The 22599-nt window shown below is 62.8% G+C and carries 14 protein-coding genes; 7 read left to right on the top strand and 7 right to left on the bottom strand.

Translation table 11 applies throughout. From position 1 onward, the window contains the following. Window positions 1-65: 65 nt before the first annotated feature. The 3 genes from nhaA to RAM15_RS00205 form a co-directional block, all read right to left on the bottom strand. On the bottom strand, window positions 66-1751 hold the full coding sequence (gene nhaA / locus RAM15_RS00195) for a Na+/H+ antiporter NhaA (protein WP_306221567.1): 1686 nt from the start codon (window positions 1749-1751) through the stop codon (window positions 66-68). A 196-nt stretch (window positions 1752-1947) separates the two neighbouring features. Continuing rightward, on the bottom strand, window positions 1948-2427 hold the full coding sequence (locus RAM15_RS00200) for a Dps family protein (protein ID WP_015021094.1): 480 nt from the start codon (window positions 2425-2427) through the stop codon (window positions 1948-1950). 262 nt (window positions 2428-2689) lie between these two features. Next, window positions 2690-4069 carry a hemolysin family protein gene (locus RAM15_RS00205; protein ID WP_306221568.1) on the bottom strand — a complete coding sequence of 460 codons (1380 nt, stop codon included), beginning with the start codon at window positions 4067-4069 and terminating at the stop codon, window positions 2690-2692. A gap of 156 nt (window positions 4070-4225) precedes the next feature. Between RAM15_RS00205 and RAM15_RS00210 the strand changes: the two genes are divergently transcribed. Both RAM15_RS00210 and RAM15_RS00215 read left to right on the top strand, forming a co-directional pair. After that, complete coding sequence (locus RAM15_RS00210; protein WP_015021096.1) at window positions 4226-4789, top strand: peroxiredoxin; 564 nt, start codon at window positions 4226-4228, stop codon at window positions 4787-4789. A 121-nt stretch (window positions 4790-4910) separates the two neighbouring features. Then, window positions 4911-6662, top strand: a complete 1752-nt coding sequence (locus tag RAM15_RS00215; RefSeq protein WP_306221569.1) for an FAD-dependent oxidoreductase — start codon at window positions 4911-4913, stop codon at window positions 6660-6662. A 148-nt stretch (window positions 6663-6810) separates the two neighbouring features. Here RAM15_RS00215 and RAM15_RS00220 read toward each other — a convergent pair whose 3' ends face one another. Beyond that, on the bottom strand, window positions 6811-7824 hold the full coding sequence (locus RAM15_RS00220; protein ID WP_024627525.1) for a LacI family DNA-binding transcriptional regulator: 1014 nt from the start codon (window positions 7822-7824) through the stop codon (window positions 6811-6813). Window positions 7825-8148: 324 nt separating this feature from the next. Here RAM15_RS00220 and RAM15_RS00225 point away from each other — a divergent pair, with 324 nt between their 5' ends. The 5 genes from RAM15_RS00225 to RAM15_RS00245 all read left to right on the top strand — a co-directional run bounded on the left by RAM15_RS00225 (window position 8149) and on the right by RAM15_RS00245 (window position 15194). Continuing rightward, a complete protein-coding gene (locus RAM15_RS00225; protein WP_306221570.1) occupies window positions 8149-9411 on the top strand; it encodes an ABC transporter substrate-binding protein in 1263 nt (420 codons plus the stop codon). 25 nt (window positions 9412-9436) lie between these two features. Continuing rightward, the gene (locus tag RAM15_RS00230; protein ID WP_306221571.1) at window positions 9437-10423 is read left to right on the top strand and encodes a carbohydrate ABC transporter permease; all 987 of its coding nucleotides are present in this window, start codon (window positions 9437-9439) and stop codon (window positions 10421-10423) included. 1 nt (window position 10424) lies between these two features. Next, on the top strand, window positions 10425-11285 hold the full coding sequence (locus RAM15_RS00235) for a carbohydrate ABC transporter permease (RefSeq protein ID WP_306221572.1): 861 nt from the start codon (window positions 10425-10427) through the stop codon (window positions 11283-11285). A 105-nt stretch (window positions 11286-11390) separates the two neighbouring features. Beyond that, window positions 11391-13511, top strand: a complete 2121-nt coding sequence (locus RAM15_RS00240) for an alpha-galactosidase (protein ID WP_306221573.1) — start codon at window positions 11391-11393, stop codon at window positions 13509-13511. A gap of 45 nt (window positions 13512-13556) precedes the next feature. Next, window positions 13557-15194: a glycoside hydrolase family 36 protein gene (locus tag RAM15_RS00245; RefSeq protein ID WP_306221574.1), complete on the top strand. Its 1638-nt coding sequence runs from the start codon at window positions 13557-13559 to the stop codon at window positions 15192-15194. A 514-nt stretch (window positions 15195-15708) separates the two neighbouring features. On the opposite strand, the gene RAM15_RS00250 is transcribed toward RAM15_RS00245, so the two are convergent. From RAM15_RS00250 to RAM15_RS00260, 3 genes are all read right to left on the bottom strand, one after another. Further along, window positions 15709-18912 (bottom strand): RCC1 domain-containing protein, encoded by a 3204-nt coding sequence (locus RAM15_RS00250; protein ID WP_306221575.1) that lies wholly within the window; start codon window positions 18910-18912, stop codon window positions 15709-15711. A 245-nt stretch (window positions 18913-19157) separates the two neighbouring features. After that, window positions 19158-19301: a hypothetical protein gene (locus RAM15_RS00255; protein WP_306221576.1), complete on the bottom strand. Its 144-nt coding sequence runs from the start codon at window positions 19299-19301 to the stop codon at window positions 19158-19160. 263 nt (window positions 19302-19564) lie between these two features. Then, complete coding sequence (locus RAM15_RS00260) at window positions 19565-22324, bottom strand: phosphoenolpyruvate carboxylase (RefSeq protein ID WP_045923784.1); 2760 nt, start codon at window positions 22322-22324, stop codon at window positions 19565-19567. Window positions 22325-22599: the final 275 nt, after the last annotated feature.

The raw sequence follows: 22599 nt of genomic DNA on the forward strand, positions 1-22599 counted from the left end.
GGGATGATTCTGGCAGGGGAAGATTCTGGCATGGGATGACTCTGGCAGAGGGATGAGTCCTGCAGTCAGGATGAGACGTGCCTGGCGGAACCCAGCCGACCGGGGATAGTGCCCACGGCCACGATGAGTACGGACAGGACCGACCCTGCCAGCACGCCCAGCAGGGCTGACTCCAAGTGCGGGGATCCGGCGAAGGCCAGGTTGGCGATCAGGAAGGACATGGTGAAGCCGATTCCGCAGAGCTGACAGAGGCCGATCAAGTTCCCGGTCGTGGAGCCGGCAGGTCGCCGCAGTCCCAGACGACCTGCCAGGATCAGCATGGTCATGATCCCCAGGGGCTTGCCCAAAGCCAGTCCCAGAGTGGCGCCCCAAAAGACCCGGTCCGTCAGCAGTCCGGGTCCCAGCTGATCCAGGGAGATTGACAGCGAGAAGAAGGCGAAAAGGGGCAGGACCACCAGGGCGCTCAAAGGGGTCAGGAAGTGGTCCAGCCGTTCAGCCGGTGATAGCGTCGGGTTGCGGTTTGGCTCAATCTCAGTTGGTTCAAACCCAGCTGGTTTGGTATTGGCTTGACTGGTCACTGGTGGATGGGTCTCGGTCGGCTCGGTACCGGATGGTTCTGTATCGGTTGGCCTATGTTCGGTTGGCTCAGTTAAATTCGGCGCGGTACTGGCCGAAGGCTCTTCCGCTTCTGCCGCTTCCGCTTCAGACGCCTTCGACCTGGCAACAGGAGTCAATAGGCCCATCGCCACTCCCGCCAGCACAGGGTGGATTCCAGCCTTGAAGAGGCTGTACCAGGCCAGCAGACCGCCCCCAAGGGCGCCCAACAAGCAGAGAGGTACCAAGGGTCGCCAGAGCCGGGCGGAACGGCTCGCCGCTCGGACCAGCAGGGCCCAGACCACTAGGCCGGCCAGGCAGACAAGCAGCCAGCTCGTTTGTCCCAAGCTGGAGTAGCCCAGGGCGATCAGCAGGACGCCGATCAGGTCGTCGAAGATGGCCAGAGTCATCAAAAAGGCCTGCAGGGCGGGCCCGGCCTTGGGCAGGAGCAGTTGCAGAGCCGCCAGGGAGAAGGCTACATCGGTGGCCGTTGGGACAGCCCAGCCGCGCAACCCGGCAGGGGAGCCCAGGTTGAACAGGCAGTAGATCAGGATCGGAACGGCCACACCGCCCAGGGCGGCCAGCATGGGCAGCAGGACCTGCCTGTGGTCGCGCAGAGTGCCCGTGGCAGCCTCCTGGCGCAGGTCAAGGCCCATGGTCAGGAAGAATATGGTCAGCAGCCCGTCCTGTATCCAATCCTTCAGGGACAGGCTCAGTCCACCGGGCAGGTCCAGAGGAAACCAAGCGGCAAGAGCGTTCAGCCCCGGCCCGGTCTCTGGCAGATTGGCCAGGATCAGCCCGGCCAGGGCGCAGGCCATCATGAATAGCCCGGTGATCCGATCATTTTCAGCCAGGGATGACAGGGCGGCGAAAAAGTTTGAATGATGGAGTCGGTTGTGCCGGTCCCTGTCAGATCCACCCCGCCCACGCTGTGGATTTGATGGTCGGGCATTCGATGGCTTGGAATCCGACGGTCCGGAATTCGGTTGGGTGTCTGATGACCGGGAATCCGACTGCCTGGGATTGAAAGGTTTGAGATTCTGTTGCGGATTCGAATCGTCGTAATCCTGACGACGTGGATTGATAGAGAATGTTGGGAAGGTAGGCGTGGGTGGCATTGATGCTCCTGGTCGGGCGGATAGGGTTCGGTCTTCCATGGCCGACCAGTCTTCCCGGCGTGAGGCAGCGCCCGGCCGTCTCCCAAGTGTCTATTCTATCCTGAAGCCCAGCAGTCTATCTCGGTCAGAGAAAATGCCAGCGGCCCCGCACCTTTCACGATGCAGGGCCGCCGGCTTACCGCTTATCGGAGCTGTGACGAGCTCTCAGAACTCAGAAACCGAGTAGCTCAGCAACTCAGAACAGGTGGCTGCGCATGAACCACTGGAAGTGCTCGAGCTCCTGCACATGGTCCTGCAGAATGTTGGAGCTGACGATGTCCAGGTCGTCCAGCTCCTTGATGGCCTCGCGGTCGCGCTTGATGAAGGTGGTGTAGTAGGTGTCTAGGGCCTTCAGGTAGTCCAGGGCATCCTGGCGGCCGGTCATGGTGATGCCATCCCAGTCGCGGTTCTTCATGATGTCGTCAGGGCGCCCGGCGGGGGAGCCACCCAGGGTGGCGATGCGCTCTGCGGTCTCGTCGGCCATGTTCAGCACCGAATCAACCTCGGGGTCCATCATCTCGTGGATGCCGATGAATTCCTTGCCCTTCATGTTCCAATGGGCGTGCTTGAGGATCAGGGCAGTCTCCTGTTCCTGGCTCAGACGGCTCTGCAGGATGGCGATGACCTTCTCGCTGGTCGCTTCGTCGAGTCCCGGTACGGTAAAGTTCAATGCCATAATCGCTCCTTAAATATGAAATTATGCCTGCGGTCGGGTCAGCCCGACCTTGTATCTCCAGACTAGAGGAAAAGGCAAGGAAACGCTTGGATTTTGCCGGAATCAACCAGTGAAATCATTCACGGACCATCGGCTACGCTGATAGTCATTTTTCCTTGACTGGTGTGAGGACGGTCCACGGCTGACTGCCAGCTGGGATTCAGCTAGACCATAGCTGGGCTCTGGTCGTAGCGTAGTCTCGGTCAGATTAGACCCGGTCGGGTTATCCTCGGTCTGCTCCCGCTTTGGAATTCGACCTATCTTCGCCGTCTTCGCTGGCTTCGTCATCATCGCCAGCCTGGTCCTCGGCTTGCTGTCGCCGCCTGACCTCGATGGTCTCAATGCGGCGCCCGTCCACCTTGGTTACCGCCATGTCATATCCGTCGTCGGAGTGGATCACGTCGCCCACCTGCCCCATGCGCCCGGTCTGGGCCAGGAAGTAGCCGGCTAGGGTCTCATAAGGGCCGTCCTCCAGCTCGATCCCGGTCAGGTCCGCGAAGTCCTCGATGGTCATGCCGCCGTCGACCGTGGCAACCCCGTTGACGAAAGCAGTCGCCTGGGGATGGGCCGGATTCTGCTCCTCGGGCAGGTCGTACTCGTCGCGGATGTCGCCCACCAGCTCCTCGGTCATGTCCTCCAGGGTGACGATGCCGTCGGTGCCCCCGTACTCGTCGATGACCACGGCCAGGTGGATGCCCTTCTTGCGCAGCTTCTCCAGGCTGGGCAGGAGCTTGGAGGTGCCGGGCAGGGCGATGCCGGGCCTGGTCACGTCGGCCACGGTCTTGGCATGGGGGTTGCGCACGTCCATCAGGTCGCGCACGTGGACGAAGCCCAGCACGTCGTCGAAGTCGCGGCCGGTCACCGGGTAGCGCGAGTAGGGCTCGTCGTGTACGAATTCGACCGCCTCCTGCAGCGGCATGTCCCCGGCGATGAAGACCACGTCGGCCCGGGGGCGCATGACCTCGGCCACGCTGGTCTCGGAGGCATCGAAGACGTCGCCCAGAATCATCCGTTCGTCCTTGCTCAGGTTGGTGTTGGAGGAGACCAGCATCCGCAGCTCGTCGTCGCTGACCTCGGTGTCGGTCTGCTGGGGGTCGAAGCCCAGGATGCGCACGATGAGGTTGGTGTTCTTGCCGATCAGCCAGATCAGCGGCCTGCACAGGGTGGTGAAGACGTCGATGGCCGGAACGACGGCCCGGGCGATGGCCTCGGTGCGTTGCATGGCGATCCGCTTGGGCACCAGCTCGGAGATGACGATGGAGCAGTAGGAGATGATCAGAGTCAGAATCACCGTGGTCAGAGTGCCGGCCAGACCCTCGTGCACGCCCCACCCGGTCAGGACGGGCACCACGTAGGGGGCGATGGATGATGCGCCGAAGGAGGCCGAGAGGAAGCCCGTCAGCGTCACGCCGATCTGCACGGCGGAAAGAAAGGTGTTAGGGTCGCGGGCGATGCGGGCCACCCGGGCTCCGCGCGCGTCCTGCTGCTCCATCTGCTCCAGCTGCGAGCCTCGCAGGGAGACCAGCGCCAGCTCAGTCCCCGAGAAGACGGAACCGAGCAGGAGGAAGAAGAAAATAAGCAGGATGTTCAGCCATAATGCCATACCTTCAATGCTAGGGTATGGACGCCCCATGTGCCCTATGTCACACCCAAGCGGTGAACCTCCGTCTTCCCCATACAGCGCTACCTGACTAGCATGAAACACGGAAGCAGGTTCGGCTCCAAGCCGGCATTCTCAACGCTCCCGAAAGGATTTTTCATGTCACAGCTTCAGCACGAATTGACTGAGTTCACCACGCAGGCCTACCAGGATAACAAGACCTTCCCGGTCTCCAAGAAGGATTTGCTGGGCCACTGGTCTCTGCTCTTCTTCTATCCTGCGGACTTCAGCTTCGTCTGCCCCACCGAGCTGGAGGATCTGGCCAGCAAGTACGAGGACTTCAAGAAGATCGGCTGCGAGATCTACTCCGTCTCCTGCGACACCGAGTTCGTCCACAAGGCCTGGCACGAGGCCAACGAGAAGATCGCCAAGGTCCAGTACCCCATGCTGGCCGATCCGACCGCAACCCTGGCCAAGGACCTGCAGACCTACAACGAGGCCGAGGGCAAGGCCGAGCGCGGCGACTTCATTCTGACCCCTGAGGGCAAGGTCGTGGCCTACGAGGTCATCTCCTCCAACGTGGGCCGCAACGCCGACGAGCTGCTGCGCCGCGTCCAGGCCTCCCAGTTCGTCTACGAGCACGGCGATCAGGTCTGCCCTGCCAAGTGGGAGCCCGGCGAGGACACCATCGAGCCCAGCCTGGATCTGGTCGGTCAGCTCTGATCCGCAGCTGCCAACATCGGGAACTCGCCGATCGGAAGCGACCAGGGCGGGTTCCCTTTTCTGTATTCACGACCAGCATCCAACACCAGCACATCCGTGCATTCCTTCGGAAGAGGCATTCATGACGGAAGACAAGAATCTTTATGACGTGGTCGTCATCGGCGGCGGCCCTGCAGGCCTGAGCGCAGGACTCTACCTGGCACGGGCGCGGTACCGCACCCTGATCCTGGAGAAGGACGACTTCGGCGGCCAGATCACCATCACGGCCGACGTGGTCAACTACCCGGGCGTGGCCAGCACCGACGGCCGCAAGCTGACCGAGACCATGCGCCAGCAGGCCCAGAACTTCGGAGCCGAGTTCATGAGCGCCGAGGCCACTGGCATCGAGGCCCAGGGCGACATCAAGGTGGTCCACACCTCCCGGGGCGACCTGCGCACCTTCGGCATCCTGATCGCCACCGGCGCCAGCCCCCGCAAGATCGGCTTCCAGGGGGAGCAGGAGTACGCGGGCCGCGGCGTGGCCTACTGCGCCACCTGTGACGGCGAGTTCTTCACCGGGCGCGAGGTCCTGGTGGTAGGCGGCGGGTTCGCGGCAGCCGAGGAGTCGGTCTTCCTGACCAAGTACGCCACCAAGGTGACCCTGCTGGTGCGCGAGGAGGACTTCACCTGCGACGCCGCCGTGGCTGACGAGGCCCGGAACAACGACAAGATCGAAATCCACTACTCCACCGAGCTCAAGGGGGTCTCCGCAGGCCCCGGCGGGCTGGTCGAGGCCACTATTCTGGATCGCAAGAGCGGACAGACCACCACCTGGAAGCCCCAGGACGGCGGCACCTTCGGCGTCTTCGTCTTCGCTGGCTACGTGCCCCAGACCGGCATGCTCAAGGGCGTGGTGGATCTGGACGACCACGGCTATGTGCTGACCCACGGCTACCTGGAGACCTCGGTGCCCGGCATCTACGCCGCCGGGGATCTGCGGGTCAAGAACCTGCGCCAGGTCATCACCGCCACCTCCGATGGCGCTGTGGCCGCCGTGGAGCTGGAGCGCTACGCCTCCAATATGTCGGACAAGACCGGCCTGGTGCCGCCGCGGCCCGACGATTCCCCTTACGCCCGCTCCGAGCGGCAGGCCGAGAACTCCGCACTGGCCTCGGGCACCTCGCCCGCGCCTGTGGCCCAGGAGCACGACCAGGCCCCGGCCAAGACCTCCGGCTTCTTCGGGCCGGACATCCGCAAGCAGCTGGACATGGTCTTCGGCAAGATGACCGGAAAACTGGAGCTGGCCCTGGACCTGGACGGCAGCCAGGTCTCCAAGGAGCTGGAGGCCTTCGTGGACGAGCTGGTCGGGCTCTCCGGCGGCAAGCTGACCTCCAGGGTCGACTCCCGCACGGATGAGGACGGCAAGGATTACGATCCCGCCGGCGACCTGCCCGATGCCCGCCCCAGCGTGCGCATCTGCCGCGTGGACGACCAGGGCGTCTCCCAGCCGACCGGGCTGGCCTTCCATGGCGTGCCCAGCGGCCACGAGTTCAACTCCTTCGTCCTGGCCCTCTACAATGCGGCGGGCCCCGGCCAGCAGGTGGATCAGCCCACCTCGGACCGGATCGATGCCATCAAGGACCAGGTGGACGTGATGATGCTGGTCTCCCTGACCTGCACCATGTGTCCGACCACGGTCCTGTCCGCACAGCGGGTGGCGGCCCAGAACGGCAAGGTGCGCGCCGAGGCCTACGACCTGGCCCACTTCCCCGAGCTCAAGGACCAGTACCAGGTCATGAGCGTCCCCTGCATCGTGATCCGCAAGGACGGCCAGGAGACCGTGGAGTTCGGCAAGAAGTCCGTTCCTGAAATGCTGGATCTGATCGGAGCCTGACCCTGGATCCGACCCTGAATAGAGTCTGAAAAGGCGCTGGTGTCACTGCCTTTGTGGCGATGACGCCAGCGCCTTCTCTGATGTATGCCGCTGAATTATATTGATGGAAAACTATGGATATTATCCACGGTTTGCACGATGTGCTGTATCAGCAGCCGCAGGAGTGGCGGATGACCAGATCCGCCTTGATGATCTGCACGTCGGGGACCTGGTCCGGCTCCAAGGCCGCATTCATGGCGCAGGCGGCGATCTTCTCGGTGTCCTGCTGCATGGTGGTCAGCTGAGGCCAGGTGTAGAGGGAGTCGACGGTGCCGTCGAAGGAGACGATGGCCACGTCTTCGGGGATGCGCAGCCCGCGCTCATGCAGGGCTCGCAAAGCGCCCATGGCCTCCATGTCGGAACCAGCGAAAATGGCCTGGGGCGGTCTGCCGCTGTCAATCAGGTCCAAGGTGGCGCGATAGCCGCCCTCGCGTGTGAAGAAGGCCTGGCGAATCCTGCCGGCGGGCAGGTTGGCGTTCTGGTGGGCCGCGTACCAGCCCTGGATGCGGGCGTCGCCCCGGTCGTCGGGGGAGCCGCCAAAGAGCATGTCGACGCTGCAGTGCCGGTGCTCGATCAGGTGCTGGGTGGCGGTCAGGCCAGAGTGGAAGAAATCGGTCGACACGCTCTTGGCATTGGTCACCCGGTGGGGCTGGTCCATGAAGACGAAGCGGCTCTCCTCAAGATGAGCCATGCTCAGCTGTGTGTAGCTGCGCGAGGATGAGAGGAAAATGGCATCGACGTTGCGCTCCAACAGCTGCCTGATGGACTGCTCCTCCAATTCGGGGTCGCTGCGCACGTTCATGAAGAGGACCGAGTACCCCCGTCGCATGGCCACCGTCTGCAGCTCGTCGTAGATGCCGGCGCTGAAGGGGTTGGACGAATCCGGTACGATGACCCCCAGCATCTTGGAATACCCGGTGCGCAGGGCACGAGCCGTGGGGTTGGGGTGGTAGTTCAGCAGCTTCGCCGCCTCGCGCACCCGCTTGGATGTGTCCGGAGCCACAGCCCTGGGTCCGTTGTTGAAGACGTAGCTGACCACCGCCGTGGAGACGTTAGCCAGCTTGGCCACATCCGTGCGTGTGGCCCTTCTGCGTTGTCGGAGTTTCTTATTGTTTGCAGCCATCAGAGCTCGATCCCATCTGCCTATTCACCAGTCTCAATTCATGCTACCCGGAATATAGAATCTACTCGAATTGATATTGTTTTCAAACTCCGTTCTACACCGCCATTGACTTGTCCGCACATGCCTGGCTATAGCCGGAAAATCAAGGGAAATGGCACCAAATTTCCAGCCGTCGGGAAAGTCCTTGTCTTCAAAAGCAGCTGTTCAGACAATCAGCCTCAGATATTTGACAGATGAATCTACTCGTGTATATTAAGAAACACGAATGTGCTCCTGTCTCATGGAACGTGTTCGGCAAAGAAGCAACCTACGAAGGAGTGGTTGATGAATAGGATCAAGACGGTGGCGGCGGTCGGCATCTGCTGCGCAATGGCAATAACCTCATTGGCTGCCTGCGGCTCTTCCTCCTCCGGGGGCAAGAAAACCGTGGAATTCATGACCATGCAGTCAACGGGGACCCCCCAGCTCAAGGCTCTTCAGGGCCTGGGCAAGAAGTTCGAAGAAAAGAATCCGGACATCACCATCAAGATGGTTCCGGGCACCAACAACAACGAGAACGACATCAAGGTTCGCCTGGCCGGCCACAATCCTCCGGACATCTGGAACACCCACGGCTGGTCGCGCGACCGGTACGGCAACTTCCTGGAGCCGCTGCAGAACAGGCCCTGGGCCAAGCGGCTCAAGCCGATAGGCAACGAGGTATTCAAGACCAAGGACGGCAAGTTCTACGCTCTGCCCGCCGACATCCAGGTGTCGGGCATCATGTACAACCAGACGGTCTTGGATGCGGTCGGCATCGACCCCAAGTCCATCGACACCTGGGACGCCTTTGAGCAGGCCTGCACGAAGCTGAAGGCCGCCGGATACACTCCGCTCATCTCCTCCAACAAGGACGCGGGTCCCAACGGCGACATCGCCGACTACATGCTTCCGGGCATGTATGACGAAAGCCAGCTCAAGGATCTCTCCAAGGGCAAGTTCGATACTGCGGTCTACGAGAAGTACACCTCCAGGGTGGCCAAGTGGGCCAAGGACGGCTGGTTCAATGTGGATTACACCTCCGCCTCCCAGGATGACATCTCCAGGCTGATGGCCCAGGACAAGGCCGGCTTCTCCTTCCGCGCCAACGGCAGCTCCCAGCTGATCGAATCCTACAACCCCAACGTCAAGCTGGGCATGATGCCGGTTCCCGCCGAGGTCGGCAAGCCCTACTTCTCCACGGGCGAGGACACCCTGACCTTCGGCGTCTCCAAGACCAGCAAGAACAAGGATGCGGCGCTGAAGTTCATCGACTTCATGGCCGAGCCTGAAAACCTGCAGAAGCTGGTCGACGTGAGCATGAACGATTCGGCCCTGACCGGCGTCAAGTCCGCACTGGGGCAGTTCGAGCCGACCTACAACTACTGGGTGAACGAGAAGAAGACCAAGCTGGTCCCCTTCTTCGACCGCAAGTACCTGCCCAACGGCATGTACAACACCTTGGCCAAGTCCACCGACGGTCTGCTGACGGGTCAGCTGACTGCACAGGCCGCTGCGGATCAGGTCAAGACCTCCTTCAACAGCCTGTATGGCCAGAAGTCTTCCTGATTAGCTGACCAAGAGGAGTCGAGTCATGACAGATAGTCGCTCAGGGGCGATTCCTTCGCAGGACACCCAATCCGGATCACCGTTACATGGGGATGGCAGGAATGCATCCGTTGGCCACGGCAGGGGTCCCTCCCCGCGTCGTCGCCGCTTCAGGGGTGCCTCGATCAATCTCTTCTATCTTCCTGCCGTCATCCTCCTGGTGATCTTCATCATCTATCCGCTCCTGTCGGGGATCGGGCTTTCCCTGACCAACTGGGACGGGTACAACGACGCCAAGTCCTTCGTGGGGCTGGCCAACTACAAGCAGATGCTGACTGACACCAACTTCAAACAGGTGGTCATCAACACCTTCATCTACGGCATCGGCAGCACAGTGCTCCAGCAGATCCTGGGCTTGGCTCTGGCGCTGTTGCTGAACGCCAAGATCAAGGGGCGCACCCTGATCAGGGCCATCATCTACCTGCCCGCCCTGGTGGCCCCGGTCATCATGGGCATCATGTACTACTTCGTCTTCCAGTACCAGCAGGGCGCTCTGAACGCCGTCATGACGGCGCTGGGTCTGCACAAGGTGGCCTGGTTCAACAATGCGGGGTTCTCGGTCTGCATCATCGTGCTGGTGAACTCCATCCAGTTCGTCGGCGTCTCCATGATCATCTACCTGGCCGGTCTGCAGACCATGGACCAGGAGGTTGTCGAGGCCGCCGAGGTCGATGGGGCATCCGGCTGGAAGAAGTTCTGGAACATCACCCTGCCGCTCCTGTCGCCCGCCTTCACGACCAGCGTGGTCCTGAACCTGATCGGAGGACTGAAGCTCTACGACATGGTCAAGGTGCTGACAGGCGGCGGTCCCGGGTATTCGACCAACTCCATCTCGACCTATATCGGCACGATCTACTTCGACAACCAGGCGGCCGGGTATGCCTCGGCCATCGGGGTCTTCCTCTTCGTCCTGATTGCCATCGTGACCTGGCTGGTCAACAAGGGACTGGCCAAGCTGGATTGGGAGGCCTGACATGGCTAGCAAGAACAAGAATGCGATGACCCCTGCCGAGCGGTCATACCAGCGTGGGCGCTGGGCCATCTACCTCTTCCTGGTCATCGTCTGCCTCTGCCAGCTCCTGCCCTTCTACCTGGCGATCACCACCTCGCTCAAGCCCTCGGATGATCTGAGCTCGGCTCTGAGCATGCGCACCCACGACATGGCATGGTCCAACTGGACCGAGGCCGTCAATGAGGGCGGCATCCTCAAATCCGTGCTCAACAGCGTGGTGGTGACCGTGGGGACGACGGCCCTGGTCTGCGTCCTGGGAGCGGCTGCGGCCTACCCCCTGGCTCGGCGCCTGACCCGGTTCAACAAGCTGGTCTCGGCCTTCATCCTCTCCATGATGATGATTCCGCCCCTGAGCATTCTGGTCCCCCTCTATTCCTTCCTGGTGAAGATCGGCGGGGTGAACAACTACTGGGGCATCATCGTGGTGCTGACGGCCACCAACCTGCCTCTGTCGGTCTTCCTCTACACGGCCTTCATCAAGGCCATACCCCCGGCGATCGACGAGGCCGGCGAGCTGGATGGAGCCAACCGACTCCAGGTCTTCATGCGCCTGGTTCTGCCCATGCTCAAGCCTGTGACGGCGACCGTGGTCATCATGACCGGCTCGACAGTATGGAACGACTACGCCCTGTCCAGCTACATCCTGACCGACCCCTCGGCCCAGACCATCGCCCCTCGCGTGGCCTCCTTCTTCTCGGCCAATACCAACAATCTGGGCGTCGCTGCAGCGGCATCCCTGATTGCGGCAGCCCCCATGGTGGTCGCCTACATGTTCCTGCAAAAGTACTTCATTGCAGGGATGGTGGCCGGAGCAGTCAAGTAGTCTATCAATCAGGAGCCGCCCGACTGCAGTGGGCTGGGCGGCTCACTGGTTCATCAAGCATTGTTGTTTTTGCACATTTGTGCCGTAGTTACTAAAGGATTTTTCATGCTCTTTCCACAGCCGGTCCATTCTGATCAGCCATTCACTTATATGGCCCTGGGGCCCATTACGCCGGGTGCCGATATTCCTGACATCAGGGGGCTCTATGCGGGTCCTGACCTGAATGGCTTGGAACAGACCCCCGCCTGGACCTCGACCCATTCGCCCCTGCTGCTGGAGCATGCACAGAACACCTACCTGCATCCGGGCCTGACCGGGCATCGGATCGCCCAAGGCCCCGAGGGCATCCAGGCCGGCCGTTCTTGGTCGCCTCGATTCCTGGTCGAGGGCCAGCCCGAGCAGGCCGCCGACTCGCTGACCATCAAGGCCCGTGACGAGGATGCCCAGCTTGGGTTGGAGACCAGGGTGGAGGCCATGGCCGGCGGTTCCCTGCGGATTCGCCACACCTTGCGCAACCTGGGCGCCGACCCCTTCCTGCTGGAGGGTCTGGAGGTCCGCCTGCCCTTGGACGACCAGCAGACCCAGATTCTGGACTTCGCCGGCAGGCACGAGCGTGAGCGCAGCCCCCAGCGCCACGACCTGGCCGACGGGGCCTGGGTGCGCGAGTTCCGCTGGGGCCGCACCGGCTTCGAGGGGCCCGTGGTCATGGTGGGTACCCCCGGGTTCAACTTCCATCACGGCAGGGTGCTCTGCGTCCAGCCGGCCTGGAGCGGGAACACCGTGCTTCGGGTGGATCGGAACAGCGCCACCCCGGCCGGCGTCAGCGCTGGCGAGCTCCTCCTGCCCGGCGAGGTGGTCCTGGATCAGGGACAGGAGTACAGCACCCCCTGGATCGTGGCCACGGCCTCCGACCATGGCATGGATCCGATCATGAACAGCCTGCACGCCTGGGAGCGAACCCTGCCCGAGCATCCGCGAGAGCAGCCGGTCATCCTGAACGTCTGGGAGGCCATCACCTTCAACCACGACTTCGACACTCTGCGCGACCTGGCCGACCGGGCCGCCCGCATCGGGGTGGAGCGCCTTGTGCTGGACGACGGCTGGTTCCACCTGCGCCGGGATGACAAGGCCGGTCTGGGCGACTGGTGGGTGGACCCTGCGGTCTGGCCCCAGGGCCTGGAGCCTTTAGTTGATTATGTCCATAAATTGGGGATGCAGTTCGGCCTCTGGTTCGAGCCGGAGATGATCAACCCGGATTCGGACGCCTTCCGCGACCATCCTGAATGGGTCATGAGGGCATCCTCCAGGAACCCGGAGCTGCAGCGCAACCAGCTGGTCCTGGACCTGACCAACCCCCAGGCCTTCAACCACGTGCTGGAGGCCATGACCAAGGTCCTGGAGTCCTGCCACATCGACTACGTCAAGTGGGACCACAACCGCGATCTGCTTGAGGCCGGTTCCCAGGCCCACGGCGGAGCGCCGGCCATCCACGAACAGACCCTGGCCTACTACCGCCTGCTGGACACTCTCCGCGCTCGCTTCCCCAAGGTGGAGTGGGAGTCCTGCGCCTCGGGCGGCGGCCGCATCGACCTGGGCGTGATCGAGAAGGTCCGCCGCTTCTGGAACTCCGACATGACCGATGCCCTGAGCAGGCAGTTGATTCAGCGCTGGACCGAGCAGACCGTGGCCCCCGAGTACATCGGTGCCCACATCTCCCAGCCCTCCTCCCAGCAGACCGGCAGAACCTACAGCCTGGATTTCCGGGCGGCCACGGCCGTCTTCGGGTCCATGGGCATCGAGTGGGACATCCGCCAGGCCAGCGAGGAGGATCTGGAGCGGCTCAAGGAATGGATCACCTGGTACAAGGCCAACCGGGGCTTCCTCCACTCCGGCCGTGTGGTCCGCCTGGACCTGGCCGATCCCTCGGTCCTGGCTCATGGCGTGGTGGCCCCCGACCGCAGCCGCGCCATCCTGGCCCACGTCCAGTTGGACGAATCCCTGCATAATCGTGGTGTTTATCTACGTATTCCCGGCCTGGACCCCAAGGCCCGGTATCGGCTGGCCTGGACTGGCCCCGCCAAGCCCAGGGCTTCGCTGGAGCACCTGGATCCGACTGGTCCGCTGGGAACCGCCGAGGTCACCGGCACCTATCTGGAGCGCGTGGGCATCCGCATGCCCCGCTGCCAGCCCGAGACCATCCGTCTGATCGACCTGGTCCGGGTCTGACCCGCCGCCATCTGCCACACCACAGGGATGAAGGAGCACTGCATCATGAACCCAACCAGCCTCAGCCTGGGAGAGCCGGACTGGATCACGCTGACCACCGATGCCGACAGGGAGACTGAGCCCACAGGCAGGCCCTTCCGCACAGCCCCCGATGCGAGGGTCAGCCTCAAGGGTGAATCCGCTCTGACGGTCAGCCTGACCGCCGGCTCCACCCCCATCCGCTCCCTGGCCCTGCGCTGGACCAGGCCCATGCCCGCCGATGACCTCTATCTGGGCGACGCCTGGGAGCGTGGCTACGGCCGCATGGGTTTCCAGACCATGCGCGCCAACCGGTTCATGCCCTGGTACTTCCTGGCGGCGGGTCAGGAGCAGGCCGAGGGGTACGGGGTGGCCACCGGTGCCAACGCCTTCTGCTTCTGGCAGGTCGATACGGCCGGCATCACCCTCTTCCTGGACCTGCGCAACGGCGGCAGTGGCCTGGTGCTGGACGGCCGGGAGCTTGAAGCAGCCACCATCATCTGCCTGCAATATCCGCTCCAGGAGCGGGCTGGCGGTCCGGTCTTTGCTGTGGCCAGCGACTTCTGCTCCCGGATCAGCCGCAAGGGCCTTATGCCCCCTGAGCCGGTCTACGGGAGCAACAACTGGTACTACGCCTACGGGGACTCCAGCCGTTCCCGGATTCTTGCCGATGCCGAGTATCTGGCCGACCTGACCCAGGGCAACGCCCACCGCCCCACCATGGTTGTGGACGACGGCTGGCAGGACCACCACCGGCTTGAGGACTACAACGGCGGCCCCTGGCGGCGTGGCAACCAAAAGTTCGGCGACATGGGCGCCCTGGCAGACCAGATCAAGGCCATGGGCATCAAGCCTGGCATCTGGTACCGTCCGCTCCTCAACGAGGACGAGGCCATTGCCGACCGGCTCAGGCTCCCGCACAACGGATGCCTGGACCCCTCGAACCCGCAGGCCCTGGACTACATCCGCCAGGACGTCGCCCAGCTGGGGGAGTGGGGCTACCAGCTGGTCAAGCATGATTTCAGCACCTTCGACCTGCTGGGCAGGTGGGGCTTCCAGATGAACCCCTGGCCCAGCCCGGACGGCTGGCACTTCTACGACCGGAGCCTGACCAGCGCCCAGGTGGTCAAGCAGCTCTACCGGGCCATATTCGAGCAGGCCACCAAGACCGGGATGCTGGTTCAGGGGTGCAATGTGGTCGGCCACCTGGGCGTCGGCTTCATGCAGATCAACCGGACCGGCGATGACACCAGCGGCCTGCAGTGGGAGCGGACCAGGCAGATCGGGGTCAACACCTTGGCCTTCCGTCTGCCCCAGAACGGGAGCTTCTACGCCACCGACGCCGACTGCGTGGGCATATCCGACGCAATCGACTGGGAGCTCAACCGTCAATGGATGGACCTCTTGGCGCGGACCGGCACTCCGCTCTTCTTCTCGGCCCGCCCTGGCAGCCTGACCGCCGACCAGGAGGATCAGCTCAGGCAGGCTCTGGCCCTGGCTTCGACCGGCGGTGCCCATGCCATTCCGTCGGACTGGCTGGTCAACGACTGCCCTGAGATCTGGACTGACGACGGTGGCGCACGCCGATACTCCTGGTATCAGCCGGCTGGCCTGGAGTTCGCCGACAAGCCCGAGCGTTACGACGGGTATCTTTCCGCTGTTTAAAAGTAGATGGCGACCGTGCTCGGTTGGGATGGGCACAGCCGCCAGTTCGCCGGATTGCAGTGATGGGAACCCGGCCTTACTCGTGCGAAGTACAGTGGGGAATATTCGATAATGCCATTTACAGAGCCTCCCAAGAACTCTGCCGACTGTCTCCCCAACAGACGGTGCATGTCATCCGTTTCTGCGTCTTTGTACAGTTGATACAACCTTATCATCGCGCAATGACTATGACAGCCTGATCCAATGTCGGCGGAACTCATGGTTGACGGAATGAGTAAACAGCGGCCAGGCTGGCTGGGGTTGTGTGCCCGTGGCCGGCCTGGCTGTGGTTCCCTCTCTCCCGGGCGGGGACGGGGGCGTGCATGCCTGCCCTCGGCTTCCGCCTGCAGAAGTGTGGTGGGGGCGCGGGAGGAAGTGTCGGGCTCTCTTGGGGTTGAGCCTAAAGTGGCACGTTCCTCCCTGCTCCCCCTTGATGGGCCGGGGGCGGGGGGATTGATACGCCGCCCGGCCGCTCTTACTCGTGCGAAGCGTGAAGCAGTTGGCGTGTTTCTTTCCGGTGGCGGCGTGAGGCGAGGACCCCGCCCATGCCGGTCATGCCCGTGGCCAGGGCGAGCAGGATGCCTTCCCCGCCTGCCTGGGGGAGCACGCCTGCTGGCAGGTATGTGTACCTCAAGGATGTGTCCGGCGTTTGGGCTGCGCCGCCCAGCGTGTAGTCCACGCTGACCGTGACCGTGCCCGGCTGGTGCGCGGGCGTGAGCACGGTCACGCTATTGCCGTCGCCGCGCGTCAGGCCTGATACGGCGGTCTGGTCGAACCTGATGCCATTGATCACCGGCGTCAGATTGAACGCCACCGGCACAGGAACAGCACTCTTAGCATCATTGGAGGATCCTGTGGGGATGCTGTCGTTGCCGAGCTGACCAGAGTAGTTCCATCCCCACGCTCTGGTGTTACCATCCGTCCCGATTGCCAGCGAATGATACCAACCGCCGTTCACTAGTACGGCGCTCAGCCACGGGCCAGCCGTGCTCGTGGACTGCGCGGAGGCGAACACTTTCACAGGGGTAAACTGTTCGCTCTTGGTGTTGTTGCCGAGCTGGCCATAGAAGTTTAATCCCCAGGCGTAGACGTATCCGTCGCTCCCTAGGGCCAGCGAATGAGCGACTCCGGCGCTGACCTGTACTGCTTTCAGCCCTTCGCTCGTGTCATTGGGGCTTGCGGGGTGGCGCACGCGCACAGGAACAGGCGAGTCCTTTTTCGTGTTTTTGCCGAGCCAGCTACCCTTGCTTCCCCAGGCGTAGGCGTATCCGTCGCTCCCTAGGGCCAGCGAATACAAGTTTCCGGCGCTGACCTGTGTGGCTTTCAGCCCTTTGCTCGTGTCATTGGGGCTTGCGGGGTCGCGCACGCGCACAGGAACAGGCGAGTCCTTTTTCGTGTTGTTGCCGAGCTGGCCATAGTTGTTGTATCCCCAGGCGTAGGCGTATCCGTCGCTGCCCACCGCCAGCGAATGATAGTATCCGGCGCTGACCTGTACGGCTTGCAGCCCTTTGCTCGTGTCGGTGGGGCTGGCGGGGTCGCGCACGCGCACAGGAACATACGAAGAACCGGTGGTGTTGTCGCCGAGCTGGCCATAGCCGTTGTATCCCCAGGCGTAGACGTTGCCGTCGCTGCCCAAGGCCAGAGAGTGAGAGTTTCCGGCGCTGACCTGTGTGGCTTTCAGCCCTTTGCTCGTGTCATTGGGGCTTGCGGGGTCGCGCACGCGCACAGGAACAGGCGAGCCCTTGTTCGTGTTGTTGCCGAGCTGGCCATAGTTGTTGTATCCCCAGGCGTAGGCGTATCCGTCGCTGCCCAAGGCCAGCGAATGAGAGCCTCCGGCGCTGACCTGCACGTAGGTGAAATCTGCAGGCACGTCCGGATACGTCTTGCGATCAGGCAACTTCACCATGACCGGCGTAGTCCGGGTGGTTCTCGTCCCATCGCCGAGCTGGCCATACCTGTTGTCTCCCCAGGCGTAGGCGTTCCCATCGCTGCCCACAGCCAAAGAAAAACTATAAGTGGTCTCTTTTGATCCGCTTATCTGGTTGAACCTGATGCCTCGGCTGGTGTCTGGCGGGGTGATGGTGATGGTTTCGTTGCCCAGCTGGCTGCCCTTGCCGGGGCTGATGCTCCACTCCTTGTTTTGATTGTTGGGTGTCCAGTGAGCGTTGAGAGTGAGGTCCGTGGTGACGGGCTTGCTGAAGTCGTAGGCGATGTTGTCGATGAACCATCCGTCGAACTGGTAGCCGTCGCGTGTTGGGTCGGGGGCGGGCCGCTTCACCCTGCTGTTTAAGGTGAAGAAATTCTGGTCTTCTGGTTTGGGGCTTCCTCCGTCCGTGTTGAAACTGACCCGGTAAGTTGGGCCTTGCGGCTCGTTTCTGGTCAGCGTCTGATTGACCGTGTAGTCGAAGCTTCTGGTGAAGGGTTTGCCGTCCTGTCTGCCGGCGATGAGGATGGTGGACGGCCCGGGATTGTGGGTGGGCACATCCGTCTGCCAGGCATCCTTCTTTTTGGTGAGTTTGAGCGGCTGGCTGTCCATGCTGGCTGTTTCCAGGATGGGTGCCTGTGTGGCGTCGATTCTGGCTGGTTTGCCGGGGTCGCCTTGGGCGTCGAGGCTCCATCTGAATATGCTGCCCTGTATGTCTATAGCGGTGATCCTGCTGCCGACAGCTATGGCCTGCACGTAGGCTTGTTTCCTGTTGTCTGCGCGGATGGGCGTCTCGCCGGGCTGCCAGGCCCAGATGTGGCCGTCCTTGTCGGTGATCATGGCCTTGTCCTTGTTGGCGGTGATCCTGTTCGCCTGCTCGCCGTCCTGCAGGCTGATGACAGTAGCGCTGGTTGTGCTGTCGGTCAGGTATAGGACCTGCCCGTTTGCGTTTAGCAGAAGGAATCCTTTGCCGAGGGCTTGGGCTTGGACGGTGCGCATGTCCGGGTCCTGCTTGATGCGTTCAGGATTGGTTTTCACAGTGTTGTTCGTGTCCCATGTCCAGGCTTGTCCGTCCGCGTCCACGATGAGGGTTCTGTTGCTGGAGGCGACGGTGAGTACGGCTTGAGCCTGTCCGGGCAGGCTGGTTGTCGTCTGCTTTGTGAATTTCGGGTTCAGGCCCTGGCTGTTGTCCTGGCTGGCCTGGAAGGTGTGGACCTGTCCCTGCTGGTCAACGGCAAGCAGCCGGTCGTCGCTTATGCTGATGCCGGTGAACTCGGCGTTTTGGTCGGTGTTGAGGATGGTGGGTGTCGCTTGCTGGTTGTTCCAGGTGTAGATGTGCTGGTCGGATCCGAGTGCTGCCTGCCATCGGCTGCCGGCTGCGGCCTGCAGGTAGCGGAACCCTTCGGGAGCCTGGGCGGGGAAAGGAACCTGTTTGGGTGTGCCGTCCTGCGCCCAGGTGTAGATACGACCGTCGCCTGTCAGGCCGACAATCTGCTCTCCTGAAGTTTGTATGCTGGCGAACTGAGGCTCCTGCATGTCGGGCGGGCTGATGGTCAGCCGGGCTCCGGTGGCGGGCCCGTGGTCCGGGCTCAGCGCCCAGTCCGTGGTTTTTGTCCATTGGGCTTTCAGGGTCGTGTCCTGGAGGATAGGGGTCCGGAGGTCAAAGGGCTGCCCGTTGTATGTCCACCCGTCGAAGCGGAAGCCTTCACGTTGCGGGTTCTGTTGCGGGGGAGCGGCGAGGGTGCCGGTTTTCACGGTTGACTGTGTTGGCTTGCTGCCGTCGGCGGGGTCGAAGCGCACTATGTGCGAAGCCTGATTGTCTGTTTGTTCGGCTGATTGAGCCGGAGCGGAGTCTATATTGTCAGGTGTTCCCGTCGTCGATGACGGAGTGCCTGGACCAGGTGTTGCTGAGCTTAATGGTGTGGTGGTTTGTATTGGTGAGGGTGTGGGTAGTGGTGTGCTGGTCGCGCTGCTGGGGGAAATGCCGGGGGTTTGCTCAGCTACGCGAGGGGTCTGACGACCCCCCCCCCCCCGGTGAGTACAGGAGCGTCCGCCTGGGCGGATGCGACGCCCATGCCTGCCAGCAGGCTGATCAGGACGGTCATCATCGCCATGATGCGACGCAGACGGGAAACCAGATGCATGAAACCAAAACCCCTTCACCAAACACCAGGCGGTATCAGAACCGCCTGCCTAATAAAGTTCTACCTGTCAACGCCAACCCTGCATCAGATTGCAAGAGCTAATGGCGTAAGCCAGTCGTCTTCTCGACGTCCCCCGCTTTTCACCCTACCACCCGACCCACAAACAACACACGACCGTGTCAGGGTCACTTGGATACGGCGAGGCCCCGCCTCCTGCTATCTACAAGAGAACGGGGCCTCATCCTTAAACCGTCAAGCGGCGATCAGCCGGTGTTCTGCAGGCCGGCGGCGACTCCCGAAACGGTGCAGAGGATCAGGTAGATGAAGTCGGCCTGTTGGCTCTTGCTGAGCTCCTCCTTGTCGTTGCGGCGACGCAGGGCCCGCAGGGCGCGCACCTGGGTCACCGACAGGGCGTCCACATAGGGAGAGCGGATCCGGATGGCCTGGCCCAGCACGTGGCGGTGCTGCAGGGGCCACTCGTCGCCCACGATCTGCAGAACCCACTTGCGGGTCAGCTCCATCTCCGAGAGGACCTTCTGGCTCAGGTCGTCCCGGTCGCCCAGGGAGAGGTACATCTTGGCGATGCGCTCGTCGGTCTTGGCCAGGCTCATCTCGATGTTGTCGATGAAGGTGCTGAAGAGCGGCCATTCCTCGTAGGCCTGACGCAGGGTCTCCAGGTCGCCAAACTTCTCGCAGGCGGTGCCCAGGCCGTACCAGGCGGCCAAGTTGATGCGGGCCTGCGCCCATGAGAAGACCCAGGGTATGGTCCGCAGATCGTCCAGGGACTTGGCGCCCAGACCGCGCTTGGCCGGCCGGGAGCCGATGGGCAGCAGGCCGATCTCGTTCAGGGGCGTCACGATGGAGAACCAGGGGGCGAAGTCCGGCGTGTGCAGCAGGTCCAGGAAGCGCTCGTGGGCGGCCTGGTCCAGCTTGTCGGCCATGTCCGCGTACTTCTCGGTCATGGTGGTGTTGCGCTCCTCCACGCTGGGCGCGGACTGGAGCAGGGTGGCTGCGGCCACGGACTCGATGTGGCGGATGGCCAGGACCGGGTTGCCGTAGCGGGCGAAGATGACCTCGCCCTGTTCGGTCAGCTTGAACCGGCAGTTGACCGAGCCCACAGGCTGGGCCAGCACGGCCCGGTTGGCAGGGCCGCCGCCACGGCCTACAGCGCCGCCGCGTCCGTGGAAGAGGGTCAGGTCGATGCCATGGCTCTCGGCCCACTTGGCGATGCGCTCCTGGGCGGAGTGCAGGGCCAGGGTCGCCGAGACGGGGCCGGCATCCTTGGAGGAGTCGGAGTAGCCCAGCATGACCTCCATCTTGTTGCCGGTCTCCTTGAGCCGGGCCTGGACCTCTGGGATCTTGATGATCTCCTCCAGCACGTCCACCGAGTTTTGCAGGTCCTCCAGCTGTTCGAACAGGGGGATCACGTCGATGACCGGCACGTCCTCGGCATGCTCGAAGGCCAGGCGGTTGAGCTCGTAGACGTCCTTGACGTTCTGCGCCGACTTGGTGAAGGAGATGATGTAGCGGCGGGCCGCCTTCTGGCCGTTGCGTTTCTGAATGGCACCCAGGGCGCGGAAGGTGTCGAGCACCTCGTGGGTCATGGGCTGCAGTTCTCCGCGCTCGCCGTGCAGGCCGTGCTCGCGGATGTCTTCCAGGGCGCGGGCGTGGACCAGGGAGTGCTGGCGGAACTCCATCTCGACCATGTGGAAACCGAAGGTCTGGGCCTGCCATATCAGGTCCTGCAGGGGGCCGTAGGCCTGACGGGCCGCGCCCGCCTTGGCCAGGGAGTCCTGGACCACGCGCAGGTCGGCGATGAAGTCGTCGCAGTCGGCATACATGAGGTCGGCGTCACGCTGGATAGTGGCCTGCAGGCGGTCGGCGATGACCAGGACCACGGCCCGGTGCAGCTCATTGTGCGAGATAGTGGTGGCCCGGTCGGTCAGGCGCTCGCTCATCTCCTTCTGGTGGCTCCACAGGCTCCTCAGCTCGGGGCTGGGGGGCGTGGTGGTCACCTCCATGGTCATGTTGCGGCCCACGGTGGTGGTGGCCTTGACCAGGGCCTTGAGCATGTGGTCGGAGAACTTGCGCGCCACCTTGCGCGAGACCTTGGCGGTCACGTTGGGATTGCCGTCGCGGTCGGAGCCGATCCAGCTGCCCGGGTGGAAGAAGGCGGGGCAGACGGGCTTGACCATGCCGGCCTTCTTGCCCAGCATCCAGTCGTCGAAGCGGCGGTAGACCTTGGGAATGGTCTCGAAGAGCGTGGCGTCGAAGATGTCCAGAATGGTGTTGGCTTCCTCGACGGGCGTCGGCTTCTTGGCTGCGATGGGCGAGGTGCGGAAGAGGGCGTCGATCTCGTTGTGCAGCAGACGCTCGTTCTCCTCCAGCTCGGAACCGCCCAGGCCGCGGCGGACGGCCAGCAGGTTGGCGATGCGCCGGATCTTGCCCTCCACGGCCTTGCGCCGCGCCTCGGTGGGGTGGGCGGTGAAGACGGGGTGGAACTCCAGCTTCTCCAGCAGCTCCGAGGCCTTGGCCGGGCCCATCTCCTGAAGGAGCTGGCTGTAGGCGCTGGTCATCTCGTTGATGGGGTCGGTGCCCTTGACTTTGAGGTCCACCTTGCCCTCGCGCTCATGCAGGACCTTCACCCGGTAGTTCTCCTCGCAGAGGTTGGCCAGGTGGAAGTAGGTGGTCAGGGCGCGGGCCAGCAGCTGGGAATCCTTGACTGAGGTGTCGTCGATCAGGGCCACGGCCTTGGACAGGCCGTCCTCGTCAGGCACGGGGTCCGAGGGGTGGCGGTTGAAGTGTTCGGCGCTGGCCGTCATCACGTCCTCGCGCAGGGAGTCGAACCGCTTGAGCAGCTGTTGATCGAATTCCCCCAACACATCCCTGAGCAGCCGCAGGCACAAGGCCATGTCCTCATCCAACGATTGAGGCAGCTTGCGTTCCTCCGGCCCCTTGGTCCCGGTGCCGGATGTGACCAGGGTCGCATCGGCAGCCGTGATTTGCTGATTACTGTCTGTCATCAGTCCTCCTTGTCGAATCGCAGGTTGCCCGGTCTTCGACCATTCCACGGCTCCTCCGCGGTTATTGGTGGTCGGCGTTGCAGGCCCACAGCCTTCGGTTCGATGGCTCGCGGCCCATTCTAGGACGCTTTAGGGTCGAATACGTTTCATGGTCCCGTGCGGCGGTGCAAGGGCACGTGACCCGGGTGGAGTATGAATGTGGGTGTGAAATTCAAGAGCAGGAGTTCCAAGGACGGCTATCGCGGCAGGACCGCAGCCGAGGTCAGACGGGTCAG

It is taken from the genome of Bifidobacterium asteroides, from assembly GCF_030758775.1.
In the GTDB taxonomy this organism is placed as follows: Bacteria; Actinomycetota; Actinomycetes; order Actinomycetales; family Bifidobacteriaceae; genus Bombiscardovia; species Bombiscardovia kimbladii.

Coding starts and splice junctions, on each gene's coding strand:
- nhaA (WP_306221567.1), bottom strand. CDS start 1,751: ATGGAAGACCGAACCCTATCCGCCCGACCAGGAGCATCAATGCCACCC.
- RAM15_RS00200 (WP_015021094.1), bottom strand. CDS start 2,427: ATGGCATTGAACTTTACCGTACCGGGACTCGACGAAGCGACCAGCGAG.
- RAM15_RS00205 (WP_306221568.1), bottom strand. CDS start 4,069: ATGGCATTATGGCTGAACATCCTGCTTATTTTCTTCTTCCTCCTGCTC.
- RAM15_RS00210 (WP_015021096.1), top strand. CDS start 4,226: ATGTCACAGCTTCAGCACGAATTGACTGAGTTCACCACGCAGGCCTAC.
- RAM15_RS00215 (WP_306221569.1), top strand. CDS start 4,911: ATGACGGAAGACAAGAATCTTTATGACGTGGTCGTCATCGGCGGCGGC.
- RAM15_RS00220 (WP_024627525.1), bottom strand. CDS start 7,824: ATGGCTGCAAACAATAAGAAACTCCGACAACGCAGAAGGGCCACACGC.
- RAM15_RS00225 (WP_306221570.1), top strand. CDS start 8,149: ATGAATAGGATCAAGACGGTGGCGGCGGTCGGCATCTGCTGCGCAATG.
- RAM15_RS00230 (WP_306221571.1), top strand. CDS start 9,437: ATGACAGATAGTCGCTCAGGGGCGATTCCTTCGCAGGACACCCAATCC.
- RAM15_RS00235 (WP_306221572.1), top strand. CDS start 10,425: ATGGCTAGCAAGAACAAGAATGCGATGACCCCTGCCGAGCGGTCATAC.
- RAM15_RS00240 (WP_306221573.1), top strand. CDS start 11,391: ATGCTCTTTCCACAGCCGGTCCATTCTGATCAGCCATTCACTTATATG.
- RAM15_RS00245 (WP_306221574.1), top strand. CDS start 13,557: ATGAACCCAACCAGCCTCAGCCTGGGAGAGCCGGACTGGATCACGCTG.
- RAM15_RS00255 (WP_306221576.1), bottom strand. CDS start 19,301: ATGCATCTGGTTTCCCGTCTGCGTCGCATCATGGCGATGATGACCGTC.
- RAM15_RS00260 (WP_045923784.1), bottom strand. CDS start 22,324: ATGACAGACAGTAATCAGCAAATCACGGCTGCCGATGCGACCCTGGTC.